The following is a 24,503-nucleotide window of genomic DNA, read 5'->3' on the forward strand; positions in this document are numbered from 1 at the left end:
CCGTTAACAACAGGAGCACATGATGAAGGCAACCAAACTGGCCGTGATTACCCTTTTTGTCCTGATGGCCGTAAGCGGTATCGGCGGCGTAATGCTGGCAGGGTACTCGTTTATTGTTCGTGGCGGTGTCGGCTGAGGTACATCGCCAGCCGCTCAAAAAGGCGGTCGACGACGATAGCCGCCAGCGCGACCAGCACCGCTCCCTGCACAATATAAGCCGTGTTAAACCCGCTTAAGCCGATAATGATCGGCGTTCCCAGCGTATTGGCCCCCACCGTAGACGCAATGGTCGCCGTCCCGATGTTAATAATCACCGACGTGCGGATCCCGGCAATAATAACCGGTGCTGCAAGCGGCAGTTCCACCTTGCGCAGCCGCTGCCAGCGACTCATCCCCATCCCTTCTGCCACGCTTAACACCGATGCCGGGACAGCCGCAATACCCGCCAGCGTGCCCTGCAGAATGGGCAACACCCCGTATAAAATCAGCGCGATAAGCGCAGGCTGCTGACCAAATCCCATGACCGGCACCGCAATGGCCAGCACCGCCACCGGCGGAAACGTCTGTCCAATAGCCGCGATGGTTTCCACCAGGGGACGAAACTCCCGCCCGGCAGGCCGGGTCACCGCGATACCCGCACCTGTGCCCAGCACAATCGCGACAGAACTGGAGATCGCCACCAGCCAGAGATGCGCCACGGCGAGATTAATAAAGCTCTCCTGCTGGTACACCGGGCGCGGCAGCCCAGGGAAAAGTGCGCTGAACAGTACCGCGCTGTGAGGCATCAAAAACAGTAAGGCGACAAACAGCGCTACCAGCCAGAGGAGCGGATCACGCAGAGCCTTCACGCGTCACCTCCCCGGCCAGCAGATCGCGAAAATGTAAGCTTCCGCACGGTGCCCCCCGGGCATCCGAAACGGGTAGCACTTCACACTGGCGCGCCACAAACGCGGAGAGAGCATCCCGCAGGGTCATTTGCGCCTGTAGCGGTTCACCGGCGAGCGACGTATCCTGTCGACGCATATAATCACCGACCGTGCGCAGGGAGAGCAACCTGACGCCCAGCTCGCTGCGGCCAAAAAACTCACGCACAAAGTCGTTCTTCGGGCTGGTCAGCAGCGCGAGCGGCGCGCCCTGCTGCACCACTTCGCCGTGATCCATCAGGACCAGATGGTCGGCCAGGCGCAGAGCTTCATCAATATCGTGCGTCACGAGGACAATCGTCCTTCCGAGAATGCGGTGAATACGGTTCATTTCCGTCTGCAGCGCCCCGCGCGTCACCGGATCCAGCGCACCAAAGGGTTCGTCCATCAGCAACACCTGCGGATTGGCCGCCAGCGCGCGCGCCACGCCCACGCGCTGCTGCTGCCCACCGGAAAGCTGGTGCGGATAGCGGTCGCGCAAGGCAGGCTCTAACCCCAGCAGAGACATCAGTTCCTCCACACGGTCAGCCGTTTTAGCCCGCGACCATTTCTCCAGCTGCAGCACAGTGGCAATGTTTTGCGCCACCGTCCAGTGGGGAAACAGTCCGATGGACTGAATGGCATAGCCCATCCGACGGCGCAACTCCAGCACCGGCAGACTGCGGATCTCTTCCCCGGCAAAGCGGATCAGCCCACTGTCATGCTCGACCAGACGGTTGATCATCTTCAGCGTGGTGGATTTTCCCGACCCTGACGTACCAATCAGCACGGAAAACGCGCCCTCGGCAAAGTTCAGGTTGAGATGGCTCGCCGCCGGGCGACCCGCAAAGGTTTTACTGACATCATGAAATTCAATCATTGGCGCTTCTCCTGAGCAGCGCGAGCCATAAGGCAAACAGCGCGTCGACAACCACCGCCAGCGCAATCGTGGGCACCACGCCCAGCAACACCAAATCGAGAGCACTGCTCAGCAGCCCCTGGAACACCAGCGCACCAAAGCCACCCGCGCCAATCAGCGCGGCGATCACCGCCATGCCCACGGTCTGAACGGCAACTACCCGCAGGCTGCGCAGCAGCAGGGGTAGCGCCAGCGGGAGCTGTATCTTCCAGAAACACTGCCGCGCGCTCATCCCCATGGCATGGGCGCTTTCCAGCACATCCGGCGCGACCTGGCTTAACCCCGCGACCACGCCGCGCACCAGCGGCAACAGTGCATAGAGCACCAGCGCGATAAGCGCCGGGGTTAATCCCGTTCCGGCGATGCCTGCCGCGCCCAGCACCGGAAACGACTTCACCAGCCCGGCCAGCGGGGCTATCAGCAGGCCAAACAGCGCAACGGAAGGAATCGTCTGGATGACGTTGAGCACGGCAAAAATGCTGCCCTGGCGGGAAGGATGGCGGTAACACCACATGCCCAGCGAAATCCCGAGCAGAAGCGCCGGAAGGAGCGTGCCGAAGAGGATCGTCAGGTGTTGCGCCAGGGCATCATCAAATACCTCCTGGCGGTTGGCGTACTCTTTTAACAGCGAGAGATTGTTCAGCTCCCCGCTGAACAGCAGGAACAAGGGTATACACCATATCTGCGCATTCAGTACCCAGCGCCAGACGGCACTGGAGATGAGTCGACGAATCGCATCGCTGCAGGCCAGCAAACAGAGCGCCAGCCAGAGCCAGAGGCCGCTGCCTATAGAGGTCCTCGCCAGTGGACTTTCCGCCGACGCCATATGCGTCGCCGCCAGTCCGGCGCTCCAGAACAGGAGAACAAACAGCCCTTCGGAGAGGAGCAGCGTCAGCCACTGCGCCGGGCGTCCCTGCCAGAGCGACAGGATCACCCACGCGCCCAGCGACGCCGCCAGCCACCCCGGCGTAAACGGCCAGACCTGCCAGAGCGCTTTGCCCTCCCCCGACATCAGGCGGTTAGGGGCGACATTCACAAACGGTAACGCGACCGCCGCGATGGCCGTGCAGGCCAACAGCAGCAGTACGCGGTTATGACATTTTATTGGCACAGCCCTTTCCCGTTACTTCACAAGCCCTTGTTGTTTCAGGAAGTCGGCGGCCACTTTTTTGGCATCCAGTCCCTCGACGGCAATGCTGGCATTCAGCTGCTGCAGCGTTTTTTCATCCAGCTTTTCGAAGACCGGCTTGAGCCAGTCGGCAATCTCCGGATGGGCTTTCAGCACCGCCTCACGCACGACCGGGGTCGGGGCGTAAATCGGCTGAACGCCTTTAGGATCGGTCAGGGTCTGCAGGCCGAGCGCCGCCACCGGGCCATCGGTACCGTAGGCCATGGCCGCATTAACACCCGAGGTTTGCTGCGCTGCGGCTTTGATGGTCACCGCAGTATCCCCGCCCGCCAGAGAGAGCAGCTGCGCCTGGTCGAGTTTGAAACCGTAGGCTTTTTCGAACGCGGGCAGCGCGTCAGGACGCTCGATAAACTCTGCGGACGCCGCAAGCTTAAAATCACCCTTCTCCTTCAGGTAGCGGCTAAGATCCGTCAGTGAGGTCAGCTTACCTTTCTCCGCCACATCTTTGCGCACAGCGATGGTCCAGGTATTGTTGGCCGGAGCCGGGGTCAGCCAGACCAGTTTGTTCTGTTCCGCGTCGAGTTTTTTGACTTTCTCATACCCGGCTTTGGCGTTTTTCCATGCCGGATCGTTTTCATCTTTAAAGAAGAATGCCCCGTTGCCGGTGTATTCCGGGTAGATATCCAGTTCGCCGGAGGTAATCGCCCCGCGCACCACGGGCGTGGTGCCGAGCTGGACTTTATTGACGGTTTTCAGACCGTGGCTTTCCAGCACCTGCAAAATAATATTCCCGAGCAGCGCGCCTTCGGTATCGATCTTGGAACCCACTTTTACCGGCTCCGCCGCCTGTAACGGCACACTCAGCGCCGCCAGTAATGCCGCCGATCCCAACATCCCCTTAATAATCGTCATTCCGCTATCCTCATTTTTTTGCTGCCTTTTTCAGAGGCTTGAGAGAAAAGCGTAGCTTAAAACGGCAGAATTAACCGTCAAAATGCCTTTTTAGCATAAGGTAAGATGCATCCCCCGCGGGACGGGGGGATGCAAAGGCAGGAAAGGTTACAGCAGTTCGAACTCGCCTTTATTCACGCGAGCGGAGTCCACCCCGATAAAGACGTTAAATTTGCCGGGTTCCGCATCGTATTTCATCTGCTGGTTCCAGAACTTCAGCGCATCCACGTCAATCGGGAAGCTGATGGTTTTGGTTTCACCCGGTTTCAGGTCAACCTTTTCGAAACCACGCAGCTGCTTCACGGGACGACTCATCGACGCAGTGACATCCTGCACGTACATCTGAATCACCGTTGCCCCTTCGCGCTTGCCGGTGTTGGTCACCTCGACGCTGGCGGTCACTTTGCCATCACGCTTCAGGGTCGGGGCCGACATTTTCACCTCGGAGACCTTGAAGGTGGTGTAGCTCAGACCATAACCAAACGGATACAGCGGGCCGTTGGCTTCATCGAAGTAACGTGACGTGTACTTGTTCGGCTTGTCGGCGTTGTACGGGCGACCGGTGTTCAGGTGGCTGTAATAAACCGGGATCTGCCCGACGGAGCGCGGGAAGGACATCGGCAGCTTGCCGGACGGGTTGTAATCGCCAAACAGCACGTCGGCGATAGCGTTACCGCCTTCGGTACCGGCGAACCAGGTTTCCAGAATGGCATCTGCCTGCTGGTCTTCTTTCACCAGCGCCAGCGGACGACCGTTCATCAGCACCAGCACCAGCGGCTTGCCGGTGGCTTTCAGGGCGGCAATCAGATCGCGCTGACTCTGCGGAATAGTGATATCGGTACGGCTGGAAGCTTCATGCGCCATCCCCTGCGCTTCGCCCACGACCGCGACAACGACGTCCGACTGCTTAGCCGCGTTTACCGCTTCGTCGATCATCTCTTTCGGCGTGCGCGGATCGACCTTCACCGCTTCCTCGTACTGGTTGAGGAAGGTGACGATGTCTTTATCATTGGTGACGTTTGCCCCTTTGGCGTACACCACTTTGGCGTTTTCACCGACGGCGCTCTTGATACCGGTCAGCACGGTCACGGACTGATCGGCGACGCCTGCCGCAGACCAGCTGCCCATCACGTCGCGTTTGCTGTCAGCCAGTGGGCCCACCACGGCAATGGTGCCGGATTTTTTCAGCGGCAGCGTGTCGAGGCGGTTCTTCAGCAGCACCAGGCTTTCGCGCGCCACATCACGCGCTTCTTTGCGGTGCAGGCGGCTTTCAGCATTGGTGTCCGCCGGGTCGGAATCCTTTGGCCCCAGGTGGCTGTAAGGATCGTTAAACAACCCCATGTCATATTTCACGTTCAGCACGTGGCGCGTGGCATCGTCCAGCTCCGCCATCGTCACCTTGCCGCTCTTCACCAGCCCCGGCAGGTATTTGCTGTAGTATTCATCGCTCATGCTCATGTTAATGCCAGACTTCAGCGCCACGCGCACGGCGTCTTCCGGGTCGGATGCAGTGCCGTGTTTGATCAGCTCTTTAATCGCGCCGTGGTCAGACACGGTGATGCCCTTAAAGCCCCACTGGTCACGCAGCACGTCTTTCAGCAGCCACGAATCGGAGGTCGCCGGCGTGCCGTTCAGCGAGTTAAGCGCCACCATCACCGCGCCGCTGCCTGCATCCAGCCCTGCCTTGTACGGCGGCATATAGTCGTTGAACAGGCGCTGCGGGCTCATGTCGACAGTGTTGTACTCTTTACCGCCCTCCACTGCGCCATAGGCCGCGAAGTGTTTGACGCTGGTCATCACCGAATAGCGGTCTGCCGGGCTTTTGCCCTGCATCGCTTCCACCATGGTTTTGCCCATCGTGGCGGTTAAATACGTATCTTCACCGAAGCCTTCCGACGCGCGGCCCCAGCGCGGATCGCGCGAGACATCGACCATCGGGGCCCAGGTCATGTTCAGGCCGTCATCCGCCGCTTCATAAGCCGACACGCGACCGACGGTTTTCACCGCATCGAGGTTAAAGGAGGAGGCCAGGCCGAGACTGATAGGGAAGACGGTGCGCTGGCCGTGTACCACGTCATAGGCGAAGAAGAGAGGGATCTTCAGGCGGCTAAGCGCCATCACCTGATCCTGCATTTTGCGGATATCCTGGCGGGTGACGGTGTTAAAGATGGCGCCCACCTGGCTTTCTTTGATCATCTCCCGGATGGCCTCTTTCGGGTTATCCGGGCCGACGCTTATCAGACGCAGCTGGCCGATCTTCTCATCAACCGTCATCTTTTTAAGCAGTTCCGTGACAAATGCGTCCCGGGCTTCAGGCGTAAGCGGGTGATTGCCAAACAACTCATCTGCCAGCGCAGGCTGCAGCGCCAGGCTGACGGCGACACCTAAAGAACATATCCATCTCATGTCGTTACTCTCTCATCATTAACCGCCGGAAGAAGGCCACCGGTCCGGGCGAAAAGCGCAGTGTGCCATAAACCCTCTTTTGCTTGCAGGGTTATTCTCTGATTTTTCTCATGAATAGTAGACCGCGAAACTGTTAATCGCGCTATGCTTTACAGCGAGAAATTTGCCCCACCACAAGGAGTGGAAGATGTCTTCTGTTCGAACTGACGATAACAAAACATTCATTAACGAACTGTCGCGCCTGGTTGGCTCCTCTCACCTGCTCACCGACCCGGCTAAAACCGCCCGCTACCGTAAGGGTTTCCGCTCCGGTCAGGGCGAGGCGCTGGCGGTGGTCTTTCCGGGCACGCTGCTGGAACTGTGGCGCGTGCTGAGCGCCTGCGTTGCCGCCGACAAGATTATATTAATGCAGGCGGCCAACACCGGCCTGACCGAAGGTTCTACGCCGAACGGCAACGATTACGATCGTGACATCGTGATTATCAGCACTCTGCGCCTCGACAAGCTGCATCTGCTGGATAAAGGCGAGCAGGTACTCGCCTTCCCAGGTACCACTCTTTACTCGCTGGAAAAAGCGCTTAAGCCGCTGGGACGCGAACCGCATTCGGTGATCGGCTCCTCCTGCATTGGCGCCTCGGTCGTCGGTGGGATCTGCAATAACTCCGGCGGCTCGCTGGTGCAGCGCGGCCCGGCCTACACCGAGATGTCGCTGTTTGCCCGTATCAATGAAGACGGCAAGCTGACGCTGGTGAACCACCTGGGAATCGATCTCGGCGTAACGCCAGAGCAGATCCTCAGCAAGCTCGACGACGATCGCGTGAAGGACGAAGACGTGCAGCACGACGGCCGCCACGCGCACGACCATGACTACATTACCCGCGTGCGCGATATTGAAGCCGATACGCCGGCGCGCTATAACGCCGACCCTGACCGTCTGTTTGAGTCCTCCGGCTGTGCGGGCAAACTTGCCGTTTTCGCGGTGCGTCTCGACACCTTCCCGGCAGAGAAAAAGCAGCAGGTGTTTTATATCGGCACCAACCAGCCTGAAGTGTTAACCGAAATCCGTCGTCATATTTTGGGCGAATTCACCCACCTGCCGGTGGCAGGCGAATATATGCATCGGGACATTTACGACATTGCCGAGCGTTACGGCAAAGATACGTTCCTGATGATCGACAAGCTCGGCACCGACAAAATGCCGTTCTTCTTCACCATGAAGGGCCGTACCGATGCGATGCTGGAGAAAGTGTCGCTGTTCAAACCTCACTTCACCGACCGCTTTATGCAGAAACTGGGCAACGTTTTCCCGGCGCATTTGCCGGAGCGAATGAAAACCTGGCGTGATAAGTACGAACATCATCTGCTGCTGAAAATGGCCGGTGACGGGATTGCCGAAGCGCAGGCCTGGCTGACCGACTTCTTCAAAACCGCCGAAGGGGATTTCTTCGCCTGTACCCCTGAAGAGGGCAGCAAAGCCTTCCTGCACCGTTTTGCCGCGGCGGGAGCCGCTATCCGTTACCAGGCAGTACACTCCGACGAGGTGGAAGATATCCTGGCGCTGGATATTGCCCTGCGCCGTAACGACACCGAGTGGTTTGAGCATTTGCCGCCGGAAATCGACAGCAAGCTGGTGCATAAGCTCTATTACGGCCATTTTATGTGCTATGTCTTCCATCAGGATTACATTGTCAAAAAAGGGGTTGATGTCCACGAACTGAAAGAGCAGATGCTCGCCCTTCTTCACGAGCGTGGCGCACAATATCCTGCGGAACACAACGTCGGGCATCTTTATAAAGCTCCTGACGCACTTAAGCAGTTTTATCGCGAGAATGACCCTACAAACAGCATGAACCCCGGCATTGGTAAAACAACGCGGAAGAAATACTGGAAAGAGAGCCCAGACGCGGAGCAGCACTTAACGCAAGCGTCTGATTAATTCCTACAGCCAAATTTGAGAGATTGTTTAGCACTTGTTAATCGTAATAGAGTAACGGTCTGTCGCCGGAGAAACGTTTCTCCGGCATGCCATCACGAGGAGCAGGCACATCATGTCGGCTGTTGACGTTTTATCCGAAACCGAACTGGAAGTGCGCGACGCCCTTCCCGATGATGTGCATGCCATCACCGCAATTTATGCCTGGCATGTGCTTCACGGACGCGCGTCATTTGAAGAAGTCCCCCCGACTATCGACGAAATGCGCCAGCGTATGAAAAGCGTGGCTGAGAACGGTTTACCGTGGCTCATCGCGCTGTATCGCGGCATCGTGGTGGGTTACTGCTATGCCAGTCCTTACCGACCGCGACACGCCTACCGCTATACCCTGGAAGAGTCGATTTACGTGGACGCCAGCACCACCGGCCGCGGTTTTGGCACGGCATTAATGGATGCGCTTATCGCACGCTGCGAACAAGGCCCGTGGCGGCAGATGATTGCCGTAGTAGGAGATGGCAATAACAACGCCGGTTCGTTGCGGCTGCATAAAAAGCATGGCTTCGAGATTGTCGGTCAGCTGCGCAGCGTGGGATACAAGAAAGGCGACTGGCGGGATACGGTGATTATGCAGCGCCCGCTCAACGACGGGGACTGGACGCTGCCGGAATAAAAGCAAAACGGTAACCTGGGTTACCGTTTTTAGTGTGTTCTCCCTCTCCCTGTGGGAGAGGGTTGGGGTGAGGGCATCAGCGCGCAGAGGTACCTAATCGTTCTGCGCCGTCGCCATCTGCTCCGCTTTCTGCTTTTTATACGTCAAAGCCGCGGCCGGTACAGGCTGCACTTTCCCGGTCTCAATCCAGGTCCGCAGGCGGCTCGCATCCGCAAAGTGAGTATATTTCCCGAAGGCATCCATCACCACCAGCGCCACCGGCTTACCGTTAAACACGGTACGCATCACCAGACAGTGTCCTGCCGCGTTGGTGAATCCGGTTTTCGTTAGCTGAATGTTCCAGTTATCCCGGTAAACCAGATGGTTAGTGTTGCGGAACGGCAGCGTATAGGCCGGGTTGGCAAAGGTCGCCATCTCTTCACGGGTCGTGCTGAGCTGGCCAATCAGCGGATACTGCTTGCTGGCAATCAGCAGTTTCGTCAGATCGCGGGCCGTCGAGACGTTGTTAATCGACAGACCCGTCGGTTCAACATAGTGCGTATTGTTCATCCCCAGCGCTTTGGCTTTGGCGTTCATCGCGCGAATAAACGCGTCGTAACCGCCAGGATAGTGGTGTGCCAGGCTCGCGGCCGCACGGTTTTCGGATGACATCAGCGCCAGCAGCAGCATGTTTTTACGGCTGATTTCGCTGTTCAGGCGCACGCGAGAGTAGATCCCTTTCATCTCTGGCGTGTGGCTGATATCCACTTTCAGTTTTTCGTCCAGCGGCAGATGGGCATCAAGCACCACCATCGCGGTCATTAATTTGGTTATTGAAGCGATCGGGCGCACCAGGTCCGGATGGCTGGCGTAAATCACCTTATTGGTGTTGAGGTCGACAATCATCGCGCTGCCGGATGCAATTTGCGGCTGGGCAGCAGCAGTGGTCACCGCGGGCGTTTTAGCGACGGCTGGCACAGCAGCGGACGCCCCCAGCAACAGCGCCAGGCTAAGTAAAGAGACTCGGAATTTCAGCATGGTGAGACTTCTGATAATTATTCACGCACGTAATGACGTACACCGCCTGCGTCGACGGATAAACGCAGGCTGGCTTCGGCATCATAGCCGTCACAGTGCTTTGTCGCCAGCGGATAATCGTGAACAGATGCTGCATTGCTGGCATTTACGCCAGCAATGCAGTGAGCTTAGAAGAGACGGTATCCATAACCCCAAAGAATAACCGTCAGTGCCAGTAACGCCTCCAGCACCAGCACACCGATAGCCAGTGTTGAGCTGGAGAAGCTCAGCCCCTCTTCTTTGTTGATATTCAGGAAGGTTGGAACCCCCAGATACAGCAGATAACCTGTGTAACAGAGAGCAATCGTACCGATCAGTGCGCACAACCAGACCAGTGGATACAGTGCAACAATACCGCTTAAGAACAGCGGGGTCGCGACGTATCCAGCGAAGACCATACAGCGCGCAAGCGATGGACGTTGCGGATAGTTACGTGCCATCCAGTGAATGACACGCCCCATGACCGCCACGCCCGCCAGCATCAGGCCATAAAAGAGAATGGCAAGATAAAGCCCGGTAAACCAGGAAAGCTGAACCACGGTGCCGTCACCGAAATTCCAGCCGATTTGTGTTGTGCCAATAAACGCGCATATTACCGGCACCGCGGCCATCAGCAGCACATGGTGGGTGTAATGATGCGAGACCGTTTCGTTCTCACTTTTGATGACATGCATTTCACGATCGGGATGGGAGAAAAGTCCCCAGACATGGTTCATAGCGCCCCCTTGTTGTCGGCCCGTCAGCGATACCTTAAGTATAATGCAGGCTTTAGATTATTTTATGTACAGTGGGAAATTTCCGTTGATTTCCCCGCTGTTGATTCATGGGGTATATGATTAAACGAGGTACGCTGAGGGAGATAACATTTACGTAATGGATATTAACGCACTCATTGAACAATATGGCTATGCTGCGCTGGTCATTGGTAGCGTGGCAGAAGGTGAAACCATCACGCTGTTAGGCGGCGTCGCCGCGCATCAGGGCTTACTGAAATTTCCGCTGGTCGTCGCTGCGGTCGCGCTGGGCGGCATGATTGGCGATCAGCTACTCTACTTTCTGGGTCTGCGCTTTGGTCCGACGCTTCTCAAGCGTTTCGCTAAACACAAAAAGAAAATTAACCGCGCGCAGCGCCTGATCCAGCGCCACCCTTACCTGTTCGTCATAGGCACCCGTTTTATGTACGGCTTCAGGATAATCGGGCCGATACTGATTGGTGCCAGCCGTCTGCCGCCGAAAATTTTCCTGCCGCTGAATATTCTTGGCGCCGTTGCCTGGGCGCTGATCTTTACGACGCTCGGTTACGTGGGAGGCGAGGTGATAGGTCCGTGGCTGCATAATCTCGACCAGCATCTGAAGCACTGGGCATGGTTGCTTGTCGTGGTTGTGGCGGTGATTGGCGTCAGGCTGTGGCTGAAACATCGGGAAAAGGCGCGGGATGAGGCGTAGCCGGGTGCGACCTGATGCCCTGACCCTCACCCTCTCCCACAGGGAGAGGGCAAAAAGTAGCTACCCCTCCGGCTTAAACTGCGGATTCGCCAGCATAAAACCCCCGTCAACGATAAACGATTGCCCGGTGGTATAGCTGGCGTCGCTGTCGCACAGCCACGCCACCAGGCTGGCAATTTCTCTCGTATGCCCGGGGCGCCCCAGCGGGATTTCCGGCATTGAGCCTTCTTTCACTTCGCTGTCGTCCATATCGTTCATGGGTGTGGCAATGGCACCCGGCGCAACGGCGTTCACCAGAATGTTGTGCTTAACCAGTTCTATCGCCATGGATTTGGTCAGGCCGCCGAGCGCATGTTTCGCAGCGGTGTAGGCGCTGGCCTCCGGCAGCGGCGTGTGCTCATGTACCGAGGTAATGTTGACAATTCGCCCCCCTTCCCCCTGCTTCACCATCTGCCGTGCCGCAATCTGCGAACAGAGAAACGCACCGTCCACGTCGACGGTGAAGATGTTCCGCCAGTCGTCAAACGGCATCTCGAGGAAGGGCGCTTTGGTCATCGCCCCGGCATTGTTAACCAGCACGTCCAGCCGACCGAAACGCGCAATCAGCACGTCAATGGCTTCAGCACCTTCCGGGAGCGTGCTTAAATCGAGATGGACAGCCTCTGCTCGCTGCCCCTTCGCTTCCACTTCACGGCAGGTTTCCAGCGCACCTTTTTCATCAGAATGCCAGGTAATGCCAATATCAAACCCACGCTCTGCCAGCATCAGGGCCGTGGTTTTACCAATCCCGGAATCCGATGCGGTAACAATCGCTACTCTGGTCATACTCACCTCCTGAAAAACAGCAAAGAGATAAGTATAGATAACGCATCTTTTTAGCCGTGATGATAGCCGCCCCCCAGCGCCGACGTTAGTTGCAGCGTGGCGTCGATATACTGTCCTTTCAGCATGACCGTCTCAAGGTGTTCTTTAAGCGCCGGGATTCTGGCTTCGCTGACCCGCGACCCCGCAAGGATACCTGCCCTAAAACGAGCCTGCGCCAGCGCCACGACACGTGCCGCGTCTTTTTCGACCTGCTGCTGGTGACGGTTTTTTGCCGTCAGGGTTTCGACTTCGCTGGCCGTACGCGCCACCTGATTCACCGCCTCCACCACCGCTTTGTTGTAGTTCGCGACAGAGAGGTTATTCTGCGCCTGGGCACTATCCAGATTGGCGTTCAGCCTGCCGCTGTCGAAAATCGGCAGGGTCAAACCGGCGGTCACGCCCATCTGCTGAGCGGAAGAGCGGAACAGATCGCTGAGGTGCAGGGCATCCTGCTGTAAGAAGGCCATCAGATTCACGTCAGGATAGAACGCGGCTCTGGCGGCCTCCACCTCGCTCAGGGAGGCTTCGATATACCAGTGCGCCTCCTGAAGATCCGGGCGGCGCGCCAGCAGTTCATATCCCAGCGTTGAAGGGAGCGAGGCTTCTGTCGCAGGCAACGCATGGCGCGTAAGCGCTATGGCCGATGTACCGGTCAACGCAGTCAGTCGCGCTTCAATGGCCTTCATTTTGCCCTTCACGTCCGCTAACTGTTCATCCGTTTTGCTGGCATAAATATCGGTTTCGACGCCCTCCACCGAGGAGGTAATACCGTGCTGATACAGTTCGCGATCGGCATCGATAATATTTTTCTGCTCCTGCTTAATTTGGGAAAGGACATCTCCGGCAGCAGCCTGGGTCTGCCACGCCCAGTAAAGGCGCGCAACGCTGCTGGCAAGCAGCTGGCGAGTCTGCTCCAGCTCCGCTTTTTGCGCATTCACTTTACCGATACGCGCGGCAATCCGGGCGCGATTTTTCCCCCACAGATCCAGATCCCACCCCGCCGTCAGGCCAAAAGTGCCATTGGTGTACCATGGGCCGGTCGTTCCCGCTGCCGGATCGGTCAGCGCGAACGGGCCCATCAGGCCTTCTGCCGACATTTTCTGTCGTTCAACATCCGCAGAAAAATCCAGTTGTGGGCCATCGGCAGCAATAGCGGCCTTCGCCTGTGCTTCCGCGAGCGTAATACGTTGCCGGGCAATTTGCATATCCGGGGCATCCGCTATCGCTTTCGCAATAAGCGCATTCAGCTGCGGGTCGTTATACTCTTTCCACCATTCGTTTTTCGGCCAGTCCGCATGGTTAAGTCGGGTATTTACAGATGCAGCTGTCGCCTGCGTTTTTATTGGCGCTACCGTGGAATGTTCCGGTGCGCACCCAGCCAGCATAAAAACAAGGGGAGCACTCAGAGATAAAATAAGAAAACGTTTCATTACGCCATGCACTCAAAAAATAAAGGCGCAACTTACGCTTGATGACCTTCCGTTTTTTAGTAACGCGTGGCAATCCGCAAATTGTTATACATTTACATAATTAGCAAAATATTCACCCAGTGAATTATTAAAATTTAAATATTACCGCTAGTTATTTTGACTGAATGACCCGCGCAATTTCAGCCGACGTCTGGAGCGTGCGGATCGCCTGAAATAACCCCAGCGCTTCGCTGTATTCTTTACGTAAATAGCTCAGCCACTGCTTGATGCGCGCGACGTGATACAAACCGGTATCACCCTGCTTTTCCAGACGGCTGTATTTTTGCAGCAGCGTCACCACGTCAGCCCATGGCATACGTGGTTCGTTATATTTCACGACGCGACTGAGGTTGGGCACGTTCAGCGCACCGCGGCCAATCATCACCGCATTGCAGCCCGTCTCTTTCAGGCATGCCTGCGCGCTTTCATAATCCCAGATTTCGCCGTTGGCGATCACCGGGATAGTGAGCCGTTTGCGGATCTCGCCAATCGCCTGCCAGTTAATACGCTCAGCTTTATAACCATCTTCCTTGGTGCGGCCATGCACCACCAGCTCGGTGGCCCCAGCCTGCTGCACCGCATCGGCAATTTCAAACTGCTTATCTCCGCTGTCCCAGCCCAGACGAACTTTCACGGTGACCGGCAGATGCGAGGGTACCGCCTCGCGCATGGCTTTTGCGCCGCGATAAATCAGCTCAGGATCCTTGAGTAGCGTTGCCCCGCCGCCGCTGCCGTTGACCAGCTTTGACGGACAACCGCAGTTGAGATCGACGCCATACGAACCCAGCGCCACGGCCCTGGCGGCGTTTTCCGCCAGCCATTCAGGATACTGGCCTAACAGCTGGATCCGCACCAGCGTACCGGAAGGCGTCCGGCTCTGGCGGTGCAGTTCAGGACAGAGACGGTAGAATGACTTTTCTGGCAGCAACATATCGACCACGCGCAAAAACTCCGTCACGCAGAGATCGTAATCGTTCACCTCGGTAAGCAGCTCGCGCACAAGAGAGTCGAGCACGCCTTCCATCGGGGCCAGTAAAACACGCATTCTGAGTACCTGTGAAAAAAGACGCGCTATAGTAGCTGCTCTGTATGTATGTGGAAAGCCCGGCGTTCCATTCCGGAATGTCTGGTATGCTCAAAATTCATGATGTGATCCGTGGCACATTTTCAGGTTTAATTGTATGATGAATGCGTTTCATCAAGGACTATCACCATGAGCAAATCATTGAACATTATCTGGCAATATCTGCGCGCATTCGTCCTGATTTACGCCTGCCTGTATGCCGGGATTTTTATCGCGTCGCTGCTGCCTATCACCATTCCTGGCAGTATTATCGGCATGCTGATCCTCTTTGTTTTACTGGCGCTGCAAATTCTGCCCGCAAAGTGGGTTAACCCCGGCTGTTTCGTCCTCATCCGCTATATGGCGCTGCTTTTCGTGCCCATCGGCGTCGGGGTCATGCAGTATTTTGATTTGCTCAAAGCCCAGTTCGGCCCGATTGTGGTCTCCTGCGCGGTTAGCACGCTGGTGGTTTTCCTTGTCGTGAGCTGGAGTTCACATCTGGTACATGGCGAACGTAACGTCATCGGGGAGAAAACAAAAAAATGATGGCTAATATCTGGTGGTCTCTGCCGTTAACCCTGCTGGTCTTCTTCGCCGCGCGTAAACTTGCCGCACGCTTCAAAATGCCGCTGCTCAACCCCCTGCTGGTGGCGATGGTGGTAATTATTCCTTTCCTGCTGCTCACCGGCATCCCTTACGAACGTTACTTTGCCGGCAGCAAAATTTTAAACGACCTGTTGCAGCCCGCCGTTGTGGCCCTCGCCTTTCCTTTATATGAGCAGCTGCACCAGATCCGCGCCCGCTGGAAATCCATCATTACTATCTGTTTTGTGGGCAGCCTGGTGGCGATGATAACCGGCACGTCGGTGGCGCTATTGATGGGCGCTTCGCCACAAATTGCGGCCTCTATTCTGCCTAAATCGGTGACCACACCTATCGCAATGGCGGTGGGCGGCAGCCTCGGCGGGATCCCGGCCATCAGCGCGATGTGCGTCATTTTCGTCGGTATTCTCGGCGCGGTGTTTGGTCACACCCTCCTGAACGCGATGCGGATCCATACTAAAGCGGCGCGGGGATTGTCGATGGGTACCGCCTCGCACGCCCTGGGTACCGCCCGCTGCGCGGAGCTGGACTATCAGGAAGGGGCTTTTAGCTCCCTGGCGCTGGTGATATGCGGGATTATCACCTCCCTGCTCGCCCCGTTCATTTTCCCGTTGATACTGGCGGTGATGGGCTAAAATTTGCGATGCGTCGCGCAAATTTCATTTTGATTTCATAAGTTGCATACATAATGAGAAGTGGATCACATATAAAGCCCCAGCGGCTCCGTAAACTACCGATCCATTAACCTTTATGAGGCAAACGCCATGCACCCACGTTTTCAAGCTGCCTTCGCTCAGCTTGCAGAGAATTTGCAATCAGCCCTTGCTCCCGTCCTGGCAGATGCACATTTCCCCGCCCTGCTGACGGCAGAGCAGGTCACCATGCTGAAACAAGCAGCGGGACTGGACGAAGACGCGCTGGCTTTCGCACTGCTGCCCCTGGCTGCCGCCTGCGCGCGTGCCGATCTCTCCCACTTCAACGTCGGCGCTATTGCGCGCGGCGTCAGCGGAACCTGGTACTTCGGTGGAAACATGGAGTTCCTGGGCGCAACCATGCAGCAAACCGTTCATGCGGAGCAGAGCGCTATCAGTCACGCCTGGTTGCGCGGTGAAAAGGCCTTGAGCGCCATCACCGTGAACTACACGCCGTGCGGCCACTGCCGTCAGTTTATGAACGAGCTGAACAGCGGGCTGCAACTGCGCATCAACCTGCCGGGACGTGCGCCACATACGCTGGGCGATTACCTGCCGGATGCCTTCGGCCCGAAAGATCTGGACATTAAAACGCTGCTGATGGACGAGCAGGATCATGGTTTCGCCCTGTCCGGCGATGACCTGAGCGAAGCGGCCATTCGTGCGGCTAACAAGAGCCACACTCCGTACAGTAACGCCCCAAGCGGCGTGGCGCTGCAGTGCCGCGATGGCCGAATCTTCACCGGCAGCTATGCGGAAAACGCCGCGTTTAACCCAACGCTGCCGCCGCTGCAGGGTGCGCTCAACCTGCTGAGCCTGAACGGCTACGACTACCCCGACATTCAGCGCGCAATTCTGGCCGAAAAGGCCGATGCGCCACTGATTCAGTGGGATGCTACCGCTGCGACGCTCAAGGCGTTAGGCTGCACGACGATCGACCGCGTACTGCTGGCATAAATCCTTCCGGCGGACTGAAATGTCCGCCACATTGCTGAAAAACCCCTCAGTTGAGTCGCTGTTTCTTGCGCTAACCAGACGGGTAAAGTAGCCTGAGTGAACTTTCATCCACGAACGAGCCATCTCCATGTTAAAGCGCGTTTTTTACAGCCTGTCTGTCCTGGTCGGCATACTGCTGTTGATCGTGCTGGGTCTCGACCGCTGGATGAGCTGGAAAACCGCCCCTTACATCTTTGATGACCTGCAGGACCTGCCCTATCGCCAGGTGGGCGTGGTACTCGGCACCGCCAAGTATTACCGCACCGGGGTGATCAACCAGTATTATCGTTACCGAATTCAGGGCGCGCTGAACGCTTACAACAGCGGCAAGGTGAACTATCTGCTGTTAAGCGGTGATAACGCGCTGCAAAGCTATAACGAACCGGTGACGATGCGTAAGGACCTGATTGCCGCAGGCGTGGATCCTGCCGACATCGTGCTCGACTACGCAGGCTTCCGCACCCTCGACTCCATCGTGCGCACCCGCAAAGTGTTCGACACCAACGACTTCATCATCATCACCCAGCGTTTCCACTGCGAGCGCGCGCTGTTTATTGCGCTGCATATGGGTATTCAGGCGCAGTGCTACGCGGTGCCGTCGCCTAAAGATATGCTGAGCGTGCGCGTGCGCGAATTTGGCGCGCGCTTTGGCGCATTGGCGGACCTCTACATTTTCAAACGTGAACCGCGCTTTTTAGGCCCGCTGGTGCCGATTCCGGCGATGCATGAAGTACCGGAAGACGCGCAGGGTTACCCGGCTGTAACGCCAGAGCAACTGCTTGATATGCAGAAGAAAGAGAAAAAATAGCCCGCCTTTATACTTTCTTTACGCCGGGCATGCTGCTTTTTATCCCCCGTTTACGCCGCCCCATTTAAGCTGAGTTCACTGCCGCTACGGCTTCATTGAAGAATGACTATGAACTCGATAATGAATGCGTTTTTCCTCAAAAGTATCCGTCCGTATTTTAGCTTTCCCGGTTTATCACTCCCTGGCGCACTCAACTCAGGTCTGTGGCTTGATGAAAAAATTGATGCCCTGCAGCACAACATTTCCGTGGAAGTGGCGGATTATCTGGAGCGTTACCCGCAGACAAAACATGTTGACGTTTACCTCAACGATATCAACGGCATTATGCGCGGCAAGCGTCTCTCGGTAGAGAGCATGTTGAATCTGGAAAAAGGCTGCTACTTTCCCCTCTCCGTCTACTCGATGGATCAGAAAGGGAAAATACCCGCCCTGCTGGATGATGAGCCGGATCGACTCTGCATCCCTGTCGCCGGTTCCCTGCGCCCCTCTGCACAAGATCCGCAGCACAACGCGCAGATCCTGCTGACGATGAAAGACAGCGATGGCGCCCCCTGCCCGCTTGAGCCGCGCGTGATACTGCAGAACGTACTGGCCCGCTTCCACCAGCACGGGCTGTTCCCGGTGATTGCCCCGGAAATTGAGTTCTACCTGACGGGGCAGGATACCCATGAGCCGCAGAATCAGGGTTGCTTTCATATGGATACTTCGGCAGAACATACGGCGCTGTTTGACGAAATGGAACAGCTGGCACACCTTCAGCGCATCCCGCTGACAGGGATCGTTGCGGAAGCCGAATCCGGCCAGTTCGAGTTAAACCTGAAGCATAGCCACCGCGTCGTTGAGGTCTGCGATAACGTACTGGCCCTGCGCCGCCTGACCCGCTACGTTGCCGAAAAGCACGGCCTGCAGGCCAATTTTATGGCCAAGCCTTTCAGCCAGCAGTCCGGCAGCGGTTTGCATTTTCATTTCAGTTTGAACAATAGTCAGGGCGAAAACGTCTTCGCTTCACCAGTGAATGCGCTTAACAGCATGATGCGTTTATGCATCGCAGGCCAGCTGGCGCTGATGCCCGCCTCTGTCGCCATTCTGGCGCCGGGCGTCAACGCGTTTCGCCGCCTGCGTAAAAACCTGACGGAACCCGTCTTTAACTCCTGGGGCTATAACACCCGCTCCGCCGCATTGCGTATTCCCTGCTCGGATGACAGCAACCGTCGTATTGAGTACCGACTGGCCGGAGCGGATGCCAATCCGTATCTGGTCGCCGCAACTATCCTCACCGGCATGCTGTACGGGCTGGAAAATATCGAGGAGGACGATTTACCTGAACCTCAGCATGATGAACCCGCACTGCCGCTGTTTCAGCAGGAGGCGATTGAGACATTTTCCCGCTGTCAGTATCTCACCGACAGCCTGGGCGACGCTTTTTCCGAACAGTGGGTGGCCTGCAAGCTTTCAGAGCTCGACTGGTTTGAAAGCATTGTAACTCGCGAAGAGTCTCGTCTTGCGTAGGACAAAAAAAAGCCCGCTCGGTGAGCGGGCCAGGTAAAGCGAGTGACGATTATTTCTTACGTGCGTACTTGAGTGAATCCAGCGCAACGGCGAAGATAATAATCGCGCCTTTAATGATGTACTGCCAGTACGGGTTCACGCCGATGTAGGTCAGGCCGTAGTTGATCACGGTGAAGATGATCACACCGGTGACCACACCGAGTACGGTACCCACGCCGCCGCTGAAGGAGACGCCGCCGACCACACAGGCTGCAATCGCATCCAGTTCGTACATAAAGCCGAGGTTGTTGGTTGCAGAACCGATACGACCCGCTTCCAGCATCCCACCGAAGGCGTAGAACACCCCGGACAGGGCATAGATCATCAGCAGGTTCAGGGCCACGTTGACGCCGGAGACTTTCGCCGCTTCCGGGTTACCGCCGATAGCAAAGATGTTTTTACCAAAGCGCGTTTTGTTCCACAGGATCCAGACAAACGCCACCGCGATCAGCGCATAGAAGGTGATATACGACAGGCGGAAACTGCCCAGCGCGATAAACCCTTGCGTGAAGGTTGAGAAGCCGCTGTCAAAGCCCGAGATAGGAGACGCGCCCACGAAGTCGTAGTAGAGGGAGTTGATACCGTAAACGATGATCATCGTACCCAGCGTGGTGATAAATGGCGTCACGTTCAGGTAAGCGATGATGATACCGTTGATCAGACCAATCACCGCGCCGATGGCGCAGACAATCAGGATCACCACGAAAATCGGCATGGTCGCCATTTCCGGGAAGACCTTGTTGGCGTTTTCCATCGACTGCAGCAGGGTTGCCGCAATAACCGCCGCCAGGCCGACCTGACGACCGGCAGAAAGGTCAGTACCCTGGGTGACGATAAGGCCCGCCACGCCCAGCGCAATGATAATACGCACGGAAGACTGGGTCAGAATGTTACTCAGGTTCAGCAGACTTAAGAACGTAGGGTCCTGAAAAATGATAATGGCCAGCAGGACTAAAAGAACAACGTAAATTCCGCCTTCTTTCAGGTAAGTGAGAAAACTTTTTTTATTTAACGCACTCATGAGGAGCCCCTGATCTTAAAGGTGCAAAGACGCAAGACGCAAAATTTCGTTTTGCGTTGTCGTTTTGGTGTCAACAATACCGGCAACGAGACCATTGCTCATAACCAGAATACGGTCTGTGATCCCTAACAGTTCCGGCATTTCGGAAGAAATAATAATGATCCCTTTATTCTTTTTCGCCAGCTCGGCAATCAGCTGATAAATTTCAAACTTCGCGCCGACGTCAATGCCACGGGTAGGTTCATCCAGCATCAGAATTTCTGGCTGGGTTAATAACCAACGTCCGATAATGACTTTTTGCTGGTTACCCCCCGAAAGCGAACCAATTTGCGTGCGGTGGCCAGGCGTTTTCACGCGCATGGAGTCAATCACCCACTGGGTATCGCTCTTCATGCGGGAGTTATCCAGCAGTCCGACTTTATTTTTGTAATTACGAATATTAGAAATTAACGAGTTAAAGTTAATATCCAGATAAGCATAAATACCCGTCGAACGACGTTCTTCCGTTACCAGCGCAAAACCGTTATTAATGGCTTCGTTGGCATTGTGGTTGTTAATTTTCTTTCCGTGCAGCGTAATGGTGCCCTGGGCCTTCTCACGGATACCAAACAAGGTTTCCACAATGTCGGTACGCTTTGCCCCCACCAGACCGGCAATCCCCAGGATTTCGCCTTTGTGCAGGTCGAAGGAGACATCGCGGATGGACGGCTGACGCAGCGAGGTGAGATTGCGCACTTCAAGAATCACTTCACCCGGCTTGTTCTCTTTGTCCGGGAAGCGCTGGTTAAGGGAGCGGCCAACCATCATGGCGATGATCTTGTCCATATCCAGCCCTTCCAGCGGCTGCGTGGCAATCCACTGGCCGTCGCGCAGGATGGTAATCTCATCGCACAGCTGGAAGATCTCTTCCATTTTGTGAGAGATGTAGACAATGCCGCAGCCGCGTTCTTTCAGCTTACGAATAATGGTAAAAAGGTGATTAACCTCTTTTTCCGTTAATGACGATGTCGGTTCGTCCATGATGACGATTTTCGCATCATAGGAGAACGCTTTGGCAATTTCGATCATCTGCATTTGTGAGACGGATAAGGTTCCCACGCGAGCGCGCGGATCGATATCAATATCCAGCTCATCAAAAATCGCTTTGGTGTCACGATACATTTTGTCCTGATCGACAAAGACACCTTTGGTTGGATAACGCCCCAACCACATGTTATCCATAACGGAACGTTGCAGTACCAGGTTTAATTCCTGGTGAACCATCGAGATACCGTTTTCCAGTGCTTCTTTCGCTGAATGGAAATCGATCTCTTTCCCCTGAAAAAGAATGCTGCCAGAATCTTTTTGATAGATCCCAAAAAGACATTTTAATAATGTTGATTTACCCGCACCGTTCTCCCCCATTAATGCATGAATAGAGTGAGGACGGACTTTTAAATTAACATTATCGAGTGCCTTAACACCGGGAAATGACTTGTTAATACCGTTCATTTCCAACAAGTATTCACCGGTTGACTGAGTAGTTGTGCTGACCATAATTATACCTTGTTGGCCTCGCATATCGCGTTATAAAAGGGCGCAACGAATTGCGCCCAGTGGAGACAGGTTAACTCACTTATTTACCGATAAACTCAGCCAGGTTGGACTGGTCTACGCCCACGTAAGGTACGCGAACGATTTTGTTGTCAATTTTCCAGCTGGTGCCATCTGCCGCGCCTTTACCGTCAGCGAGGTTTTTCGCCAGATCGAAGGTGGCTTTCGCCTGGTTATTGGCATCGTTCAGAACGGTACCGGCCATCGCGCCAGATTTAACCAGCGCCAGCGCTTCTGGCAGGGCATCCACACCGAATACCGGAATGGACGATTTATTGTGGGCTTTCAGCGCTTCTACCGCACCCATTGCCATCGCATCGTTGTTGGCGATAACCACTTCGATTTTGTTCGCGTTAGGGCCGGACAGCCAGGCATCCATCTTATCTTTCGCCTGGGCGGTATCCCACATCGCGGTATCTAATGCCAGCTGCTGGGTTTTCAGGCCCTTATCATTCAGCTCTTTGATAACGTAAGTCGTACGCGCTTCAGCATCCGGGTGACCAGGTTCGCCTTTCAGCAGAACGAACTGGATCTGACCGTCTTTGTTCAGGTCCCAGTTCGGGTTTGCTGCCCAGTGTTTCGCGATCAGATCGCCCTGAATAATGCCGGACTCTTTGGAGTCAGTACCGACGTAATACGCTTTGTCATAGCTATCCAGCGCTTTACGGGAAGGTTCTTTGTTGAAGAAGACGATTGGCACATTCTGGCCGCGCGCTTTTTCAATTACCGTGCCTGCTGCAGCCGGGTCAACCAGGTTGATCGCCAGGGCTTTCACGCCTTTCGCCAGCAGAACGTCGATCTGGTCGTTCTGTTTGGACTGGTCATTCTGGGAGTCATTCATCAGCAGCTGTACGTCTGGCGCTGCTTTCGCATCTTTCTCGATAGCTTTACGTACAACAGACATGAAGTTGTCGTCGTATTTATAAATCGTCACACCAATACGGGTATCTGCAGCGTGCGCTGCTGCACCAAAAAGCATGCTTGCCATTACAGCAGACAGGGTCAACACCTTCTTATTCATGGTATCTCCGGTTTTTTTTATGCAGGGTAGTTCTGGTGAATAACGAGCGGCAGGCAGATGTTAATAAAACGTTACTGACAGCCGACGTTCACTTATAAAATTTCTCTCTTCCGTGGTCGGTAACGCTCCAGAAATGCGTTTTATTCGTTGTTTGCGGCACATTGGCTACTGTTAAAGTGAATAGTCACCGTTACATAGCGTTTCAGCTGCTAAAACGCTGACATCATAGTCAGCACCTTGTTAAGATACTGTGAATTTACTCACAGATTGAAAACGGTTACATCACCTCATGTAATCAGTTAGTGATCGGAGCCACAATTTGCCGCGACGCGACGGAATGTCGACGCACCAGGGTTGGCATGAAGCAATGCGTCGCCCCAGGATCCAGCAGCCCTGCGGCTCCCTGTAAAGCCAGTTCAGTAGCCAGTTTTGCCATAGAAGCAATGGGATAGCGCACCGTGGTCAGCTGCGGGTCGGTGTAACGGGCGATCGGAATGTCGTCAAAGCCAATCAACGACAAATGCTGCGGCACCGCAATGCCGTTATCTTTTAGTGCCGTCAACGCGCCCGCTGCCATGCTGTCGTTATACGCAAACACCGCAGAAAGCTGCAGATTGCGGCCCAGCAACTCCACCATTGCCGCCTCACCGCCCTGCATGTCAGGCGTACCGGTGCCGATCCAGCTCTCTGATGCGGTAATGCCGTGTTCTTTCAGGGCGTTTTGCCAGCCCTCACGCCGGTACGCGTCATCTTCAATTTGATGGCTGGAGGCAAGATAACCGATCCGCTGATGGCCGTTATTGATAAGCATTTTGGTGGCCATCATGGCGCCGCTGACGTTATCCAGCCCAACACAGCGGTGGGCATAGCCCGGCACAATCCGGTTAATCAGCACCATGCCCGGTATCTGTTCCATAAACCCGGCAAGCTCTTCATCACTTAAGGCTTTGGAGTGAACAATCAGGGCGTTACAGCGCTGGCGAATCAGTACTTCGATGGCATGACGCTCTTTCTCCGCCTCATGATAGCTGTTGCCAATCAGCACATATTTTTGATGCTGCTGGGCAACCACATCGACCGCTTTCACCAGCGCACCGAAAAAGGCGTCTGAGACATCCATCACCACCACGCCGATGGTATCGCTGACCTGCGTGGCAAGCGCCTGCGCGTTGGCATTTGGCCGGTACCCGAGCTGGGTCACGGCTTTCATTACGGTTTCACGGGTTTCAGGGCTCACCAGCGCACTGTTGTTCAGTACGCGGGAGACGGTAGCCACAGAAACGCCCGCCAGACGGGCGACATCACGAATGGTGATCATATTCACCATCCTTCAAAGGATTGCAGCAACTCACAGACACCCCCTGTGTTTAGCAAGGTGGCTATTTTGGCAGCGAGAGAAAAGGGACTACGTGA

23 protein-coding genes are annotated in these 24,503 nt (G+C 55.6%); 9 read left to right on the forward strand and 14 right to left on the reverse strand.

Annotated elements, in window-relative coordinates; all coding sequences use genetic code 11:
- Positions 1-22 precede the first annotated feature (22 nt).
- Positions 23-136, forward strand: coding sequence for a protein YohO (locus ABFI50_RS01905; protein ID WP_010433613.1), 114 nt, complete (start codon positions 23-25; stop codon positions 134-136).
- Here ABFI50_RS01905 and ABFI50_RS01910 read toward each other — a convergent pair.
- From ABFI50_RS01910 to bglX, 5 genes are all read right to left on the reverse strand, one after another.
- The gene (locus ABFI50_RS01910; protein WP_014884546.1) at positions 111-848 is read right to left on the reverse strand and encodes an ABC transporter permease; all 738 of its coding nucleotides are present in this window, start codon (positions 846-848) and stop codon (positions 111-113) included. The two genes, ABFI50_RS01905 and ABFI50_RS01910, sit on opposite strands and share 26 nt — an antisense overlap.
- Complete coding sequence (locus tag ABFI50_RS01915; protein ID WP_347485220.1) at positions 832-1,782, reverse strand: ABC transporter ATP-binding protein; 951 nt, start codon at positions 1,780-1,782, stop codon at positions 832-834. The genes ABFI50_RS01910 and ABFI50_RS01915 overlap by 17 nt, the downstream gene beginning before the upstream one ends.
- The gene (locus ABFI50_RS01920) at positions 1,775-2,932 is read right to left on the reverse strand and encodes an ABC transporter permease (protein WP_087529865.1); all 1,158 of its coding nucleotides are present in this window, start codon (positions 2,930-2,932) and stop codon (positions 1,775-1,777) included. The genes ABFI50_RS01915 and ABFI50_RS01920 overlap by 8 nt, the downstream gene beginning before the upstream one ends.
- Positions 2,933-2,944: 12 nt before the next feature.
- Positions 2,945-3,862, reverse strand: a complete 918-nt coding sequence (locus ABFI50_RS01925) for an ABC transporter substrate-binding protein (protein ID WP_014884549.1) — start codon at positions 3,860-3,862, stop codon at positions 2,945-2,947.
- A 147-nt stretch (positions 3,863-4,009) separates the two neighbouring features.
- Positions 4,010-6,307, reverse strand: coding sequence for a beta-glucosidase BglX (gene bglX, locus ABFI50_RS01930; RefSeq protein ID WP_023337541.1), 2,298 nt, complete (start codon positions 6,305-6,307; stop codon positions 4,010-4,012).
- A 187-nt stretch (positions 6,308-6,494) separates the two neighbouring features.
- On the opposite strand from bglX, the gene dld reads away from it, so the two are divergent.
- On the forward strand, positions 6,495-8,243 hold the full coding sequence (gene dld / locus ABFI50_RS01935) for a D-lactate dehydrogenase (protein WP_347485222.1): 1,749 nt from the start codon (positions 6,495-6,497) through the stop codon (positions 8,241-8,243).
- A 112-nt stretch (positions 8,244-8,355) separates the two neighbouring features.
- The gene (locus ABFI50_RS01940; protein ID WP_014884551.1) at positions 8,356-8,910 is read left to right on the forward strand and encodes a GNAT family N-acetyltransferase; all 555 of its coding nucleotides are present in this window, start codon (positions 8,356-8,358) and stop codon (positions 8,908-8,910) included.
- 93 nt (positions 8,911-9,003) lie between these two features.
- On the opposite strand, the gene pbpG is transcribed toward ABFI50_RS01940, so the two are convergent.
- Positions 9,004-9,927, reverse strand: a complete 924-nt coding sequence (gene pbpG, locus ABFI50_RS01945; RefSeq protein WP_014884552.1) for a D-alanyl-D-alanine endopeptidase — start codon at positions 9,925-9,927, stop codon at positions 9,004-9,006.
- 167 nt (positions 9,928-10,094) lie between these two features.
- Positions 10,095-10,682 carry a Yip1 family protein gene (locus ABFI50_RS01950; protein ID WP_014884553.1) on the reverse strand — a complete coding sequence of 196 codons (588 nt, stop codon included), beginning with the start codon at positions 10,680-10,682 and terminating at the stop codon, positions 10,095-10,097.
- A gap of 157 nt (positions 10,683-10,839) precedes the next feature.
- On the opposite strand from ABFI50_RS01950, the gene ABFI50_RS01955 reads away from it, so the two are divergent.
- Positions 10,840-11,412 carry a DedA family protein gene (locus tag ABFI50_RS01955; protein WP_014884554.1) on the forward strand — a complete coding sequence of 191 codons (573 nt, stop codon included), beginning with the start codon at positions 10,840-10,842 and terminating at the stop codon, positions 11,410-11,412.
- 60 nt (positions 11,413-11,472) lie between these two features.
- On the opposite strand, the gene ABFI50_RS01960 is transcribed toward ABFI50_RS01955, so the two are convergent.
- From ABFI50_RS01960 to dusC, 3 genes are all read right to left on the reverse strand, one after another.
- Positions 11,473-12,237 (reverse strand): SDR family oxidoreductase, encoded by a 765-nt coding sequence (locus ABFI50_RS01960; RefSeq protein ID WP_072253180.1) that lies wholly within the window; start codon positions 12,235-12,237, stop codon positions 11,473-11,475.
- A gap of 50 nt (positions 12,238-12,287) precedes the next feature.
- Positions 12,288-13,706, reverse strand: coding sequence for a multidrug resistance outer membrane protein MdtQ (gene mdtQ, locus ABFI50_RS01965; protein ID WP_320728932.1), 1,419 nt, complete (start codon positions 13,704-13,706; stop codon positions 12,288-12,290).
- 151 nt (positions 13,707-13,857) lie between these two features.
- Positions 13,858-14,790, reverse strand: coding sequence for a tRNA dihydrouridine(16) synthase DusC (gene dusC / locus ABFI50_RS01970; RefSeq protein WP_023330920.1), 933 nt, complete (start codon positions 14,788-14,790; stop codon positions 13,858-13,860).
- 168 nt (positions 14,791-14,958) lie between these two features.
- On the opposite strand from dusC, the gene ABFI50_RS01975 reads away from it, so the two are divergent.
- From ABFI50_RS01975 to ABFI50_RS01995, 5 genes are all read left to right on the forward strand, one after another.
- Complete coding sequence (locus ABFI50_RS01975) at positions 14,959-15,354, forward strand: CidA/LrgA family protein (RefSeq protein WP_014884558.1); 396 nt, start codon at positions 14,959-14,961, stop codon at positions 15,352-15,354.
- Positions 15,351-16,046 carry a CidB/LrgB family autolysis modulator gene (locus ABFI50_RS01980; RefSeq protein ID WP_014884559.1) on the forward strand — a complete coding sequence of 232 codons (696 nt, stop codon included), beginning with the start codon at positions 15,351-15,353 and terminating at the stop codon, positions 16,044-16,046. The genes ABFI50_RS01975 and ABFI50_RS01980 overlap by 4 nt, the downstream gene beginning before the upstream one ends.
- A gap of 129 nt (positions 16,047-16,175) precedes the next feature.
- The gene (cdd, locus tag ABFI50_RS01985; protein ID WP_014884560.1) at positions 16,176-17,060 is read left to right on the forward strand and encodes a cytidine deaminase; all 885 of its coding nucleotides are present in this window, start codon (positions 16,176-16,178) and stop codon (positions 17,058-17,060) included.
- Between the two features lie 127 nt (positions 17,061-17,187).
- A complete protein-coding gene (gene sanA, locus ABFI50_RS01990; protein ID WP_014884561.1) occupies positions 17,188-17,907 on the forward strand; it encodes an outer membrane permeability protein SanA in 720 nt (239 codons plus the stop codon).
- A 120-nt stretch (positions 17,908-18,027) separates the two neighbouring features.
- Positions 18,028-19,416 carry a glutamine synthetase family protein gene (locus ABFI50_RS01995; protein ID WP_347486068.1) on the forward strand — a complete coding sequence of 463 codons (1,389 nt, stop codon included), beginning with the start codon at positions 18,028-18,030 and terminating at the stop codon, positions 19,414-19,416.
- 49 nt (positions 19,417-19,465) lie between these two features.
- Here the strand turns inward: ABFI50_RS01995 and mglC are convergent, their stop codons facing one another.
- The 4 genes from mglC to galS form a co-directional block, all read right to left on the reverse strand.
- A complete protein-coding gene (mglC, locus tag ABFI50_RS02000; RefSeq protein ID WP_013097952.1) occupies positions 19,466-20,476 on the reverse strand; it encodes a galactose/methyl galactoside ABC transporter permease MglC in 1,011 nt (336 codons plus the stop codon).
- 15 nt (positions 20,477-20,491) lie between these two features.
- Positions 20,492-22,012 carry a galactose/methyl galactoside ABC transporter ATP-binding protein MglA gene (gene mglA / locus ABFI50_RS02005; RefSeq protein ID WP_014884563.1) on the reverse strand — a complete coding sequence of 507 codons (1,521 nt, stop codon included), beginning with the start codon at positions 22,010-22,012 and terminating at the stop codon, positions 20,492-20,494.
- Positions 22,013-22,091: 79 nt separating this feature from the next.
- Positions 22,092-23,090 (reverse strand): galactose/glucose ABC transporter substrate-binding protein MglB, encoded by a 999-nt coding sequence (gene mglB, locus ABFI50_RS02010; protein WP_014884564.1) that lies wholly within the window; start codon positions 23,088-23,090, stop codon positions 22,092-22,094.
- 295 nt (positions 23,091-23,385) lie between these two features.
- A complete protein-coding gene (gene galS, locus ABFI50_RS02015) occupies positions 23,386-24,408 on the reverse strand; it encodes an HTH-type transcriptional regulator GalS (RefSeq protein ID WP_014884565.1) in 1,023 nt (340 codons plus the stop codon).
- Positions 24,409-24,503: the final 95 nt, after the last annotated feature.

The sequence above is a fragment of the Enterobacter sp. HNDS-6 genome (assembly GCF_039850505.1).
Taxonomy (GTDB): Bacteria; Pseudomonadota; Gammaproteobacteria; order Enterobacterales; family Enterobacteriaceae; genus Enterobacter; species Enterobacter kobei.

Bases quoted from the DNA above. Each gene is read 5' to 3' on its own strand.
- ABFI50_RS01905 (WP_010433613.1), top strand. From the start codon at position 23: ATGAAGGCAACCAAACTGGCCGTGATTACCCTTTTTGTCCTGATGGCC.
- ABFI50_RS01915 (WP_347485220.1), bottom strand. From the start codon at position 1,782: ATGATTGAATTTCATGATGTCAGTAAAACCTTTGCGGGTCGCCCGGCG.
- ABFI50_RS01925 (WP_014884549.1), bottom strand. From the start codon at position 3,862: ATGACGATTATTAAGGGGATGTTGGGATCGGCGGCATTACTGGCGGCG.
- bglX (WP_023337541.1), bottom strand. From the start codon at position 6,307: ATGAGATGGATATGTTCTTTAGGTGTCGCCGTCAGCCTGGCGCTGCAG.
- dld (WP_347485222.1), top strand. From the start codon at position 6,495: ATGTCTTCTGTTCGAACTGACGATAACAAAACATTCATTAACGAACTG.
- ABFI50_RS01940 (WP_014884551.1), top strand. From the start codon at position 8,356: ATGTCGGCTGTTGACGTTTTATCCGAAACCGAACTGGAAGTGCGCGAC.
- pbpG (WP_014884552.1), bottom strand. From the start codon at position 9,927: ATGCTGAAATTCCGAGTCTCTTTACTTAGCCTGGCGCTGTTGCTGGGG.
- ABFI50_RS01950 (WP_014884553.1), bottom strand. From the start codon at position 10,682: ATGAACCATGTCTGGGGACTTTTCTCCCATCCCGATCGTGAAATGCAT.
- ABFI50_RS01955 (WP_014884554.1), top strand. From the start codon at position 10,840: ATGGATATTAACGCACTCATTGAACAATATGGCTATGCTGCGCTGGTC.
- ABFI50_RS01960 (WP_072253180.1), bottom strand. From the start codon at position 12,237: ATGACCAGAGTAGCGATTGTTACCGCATCGGATTCCGGGATTGGTAAA.
- mdtQ (WP_320728932.1), bottom strand. From the start codon at position 13,706: ATGAAACGTTTTCTTATTTTATCTCTGAGTGCTCCCCTTGTTTTTATG.
- dusC (WP_023330920.1), bottom strand. From the start codon at position 14,790: ATGCGTGTTTTACTGGCCCCGATGGAAGGCGTGCTCGACTCTCTTGTG.
- ABFI50_RS01975 (WP_014884558.1), top strand. From the start codon at position 14,959: ATGAGCAAATCATTGAACATTATCTGGCAATATCTGCGCGCATTCGTC.
- ABFI50_RS01980 (WP_014884559.1), top strand. From the start codon at position 15,351: ATGATGGCTAATATCTGGTGGTCTCTGCCGTTAACCCTGCTGGTCTTC.
- cdd (WP_014884560.1), top strand. From the start codon at position 16,176: ATGCACCCACGTTTTCAAGCTGCCTTCGCTCAGCTTGCAGAGAATTTG.
- sanA (WP_014884561.1), top strand. From the start codon at position 17,188: ATGTTAAAGCGCGTTTTTTACAGCCTGTCTGTCCTGGTCGGCATACTG.
- ABFI50_RS01995 (WP_347486068.1), top strand. From the start codon at position 18,028: ATGAATGCGTTTTTCCTCAAAAGTATCCGTCCGTATTTTAGCTTTCCC.
- mglC (WP_013097952.1), bottom strand. From the start codon at position 20,476: ATGAGTGCGTTAAATAAAAAAAGTTTTCTCACTTACCTGAAAGAAGGC.
- mglA (WP_014884563.1), bottom strand. From the start codon at position 22,012: ATGGTCAGCACAACTACTCAGTCAACCGGTGAATACTTGTTGGAAATG.
- mglB (WP_014884564.1), bottom strand. From the start codon at position 23,090: ATGAATAAGAAGGTGTTGACCCTGTCTGCTGTAATGGCAAGCATGCTT.
- galS (WP_014884565.1), bottom strand. From the start codon at position 24,408: ATGATCACCATTCGTGATGTCGCCCGTCTGGCGGGCGTTTCTGTGGCT.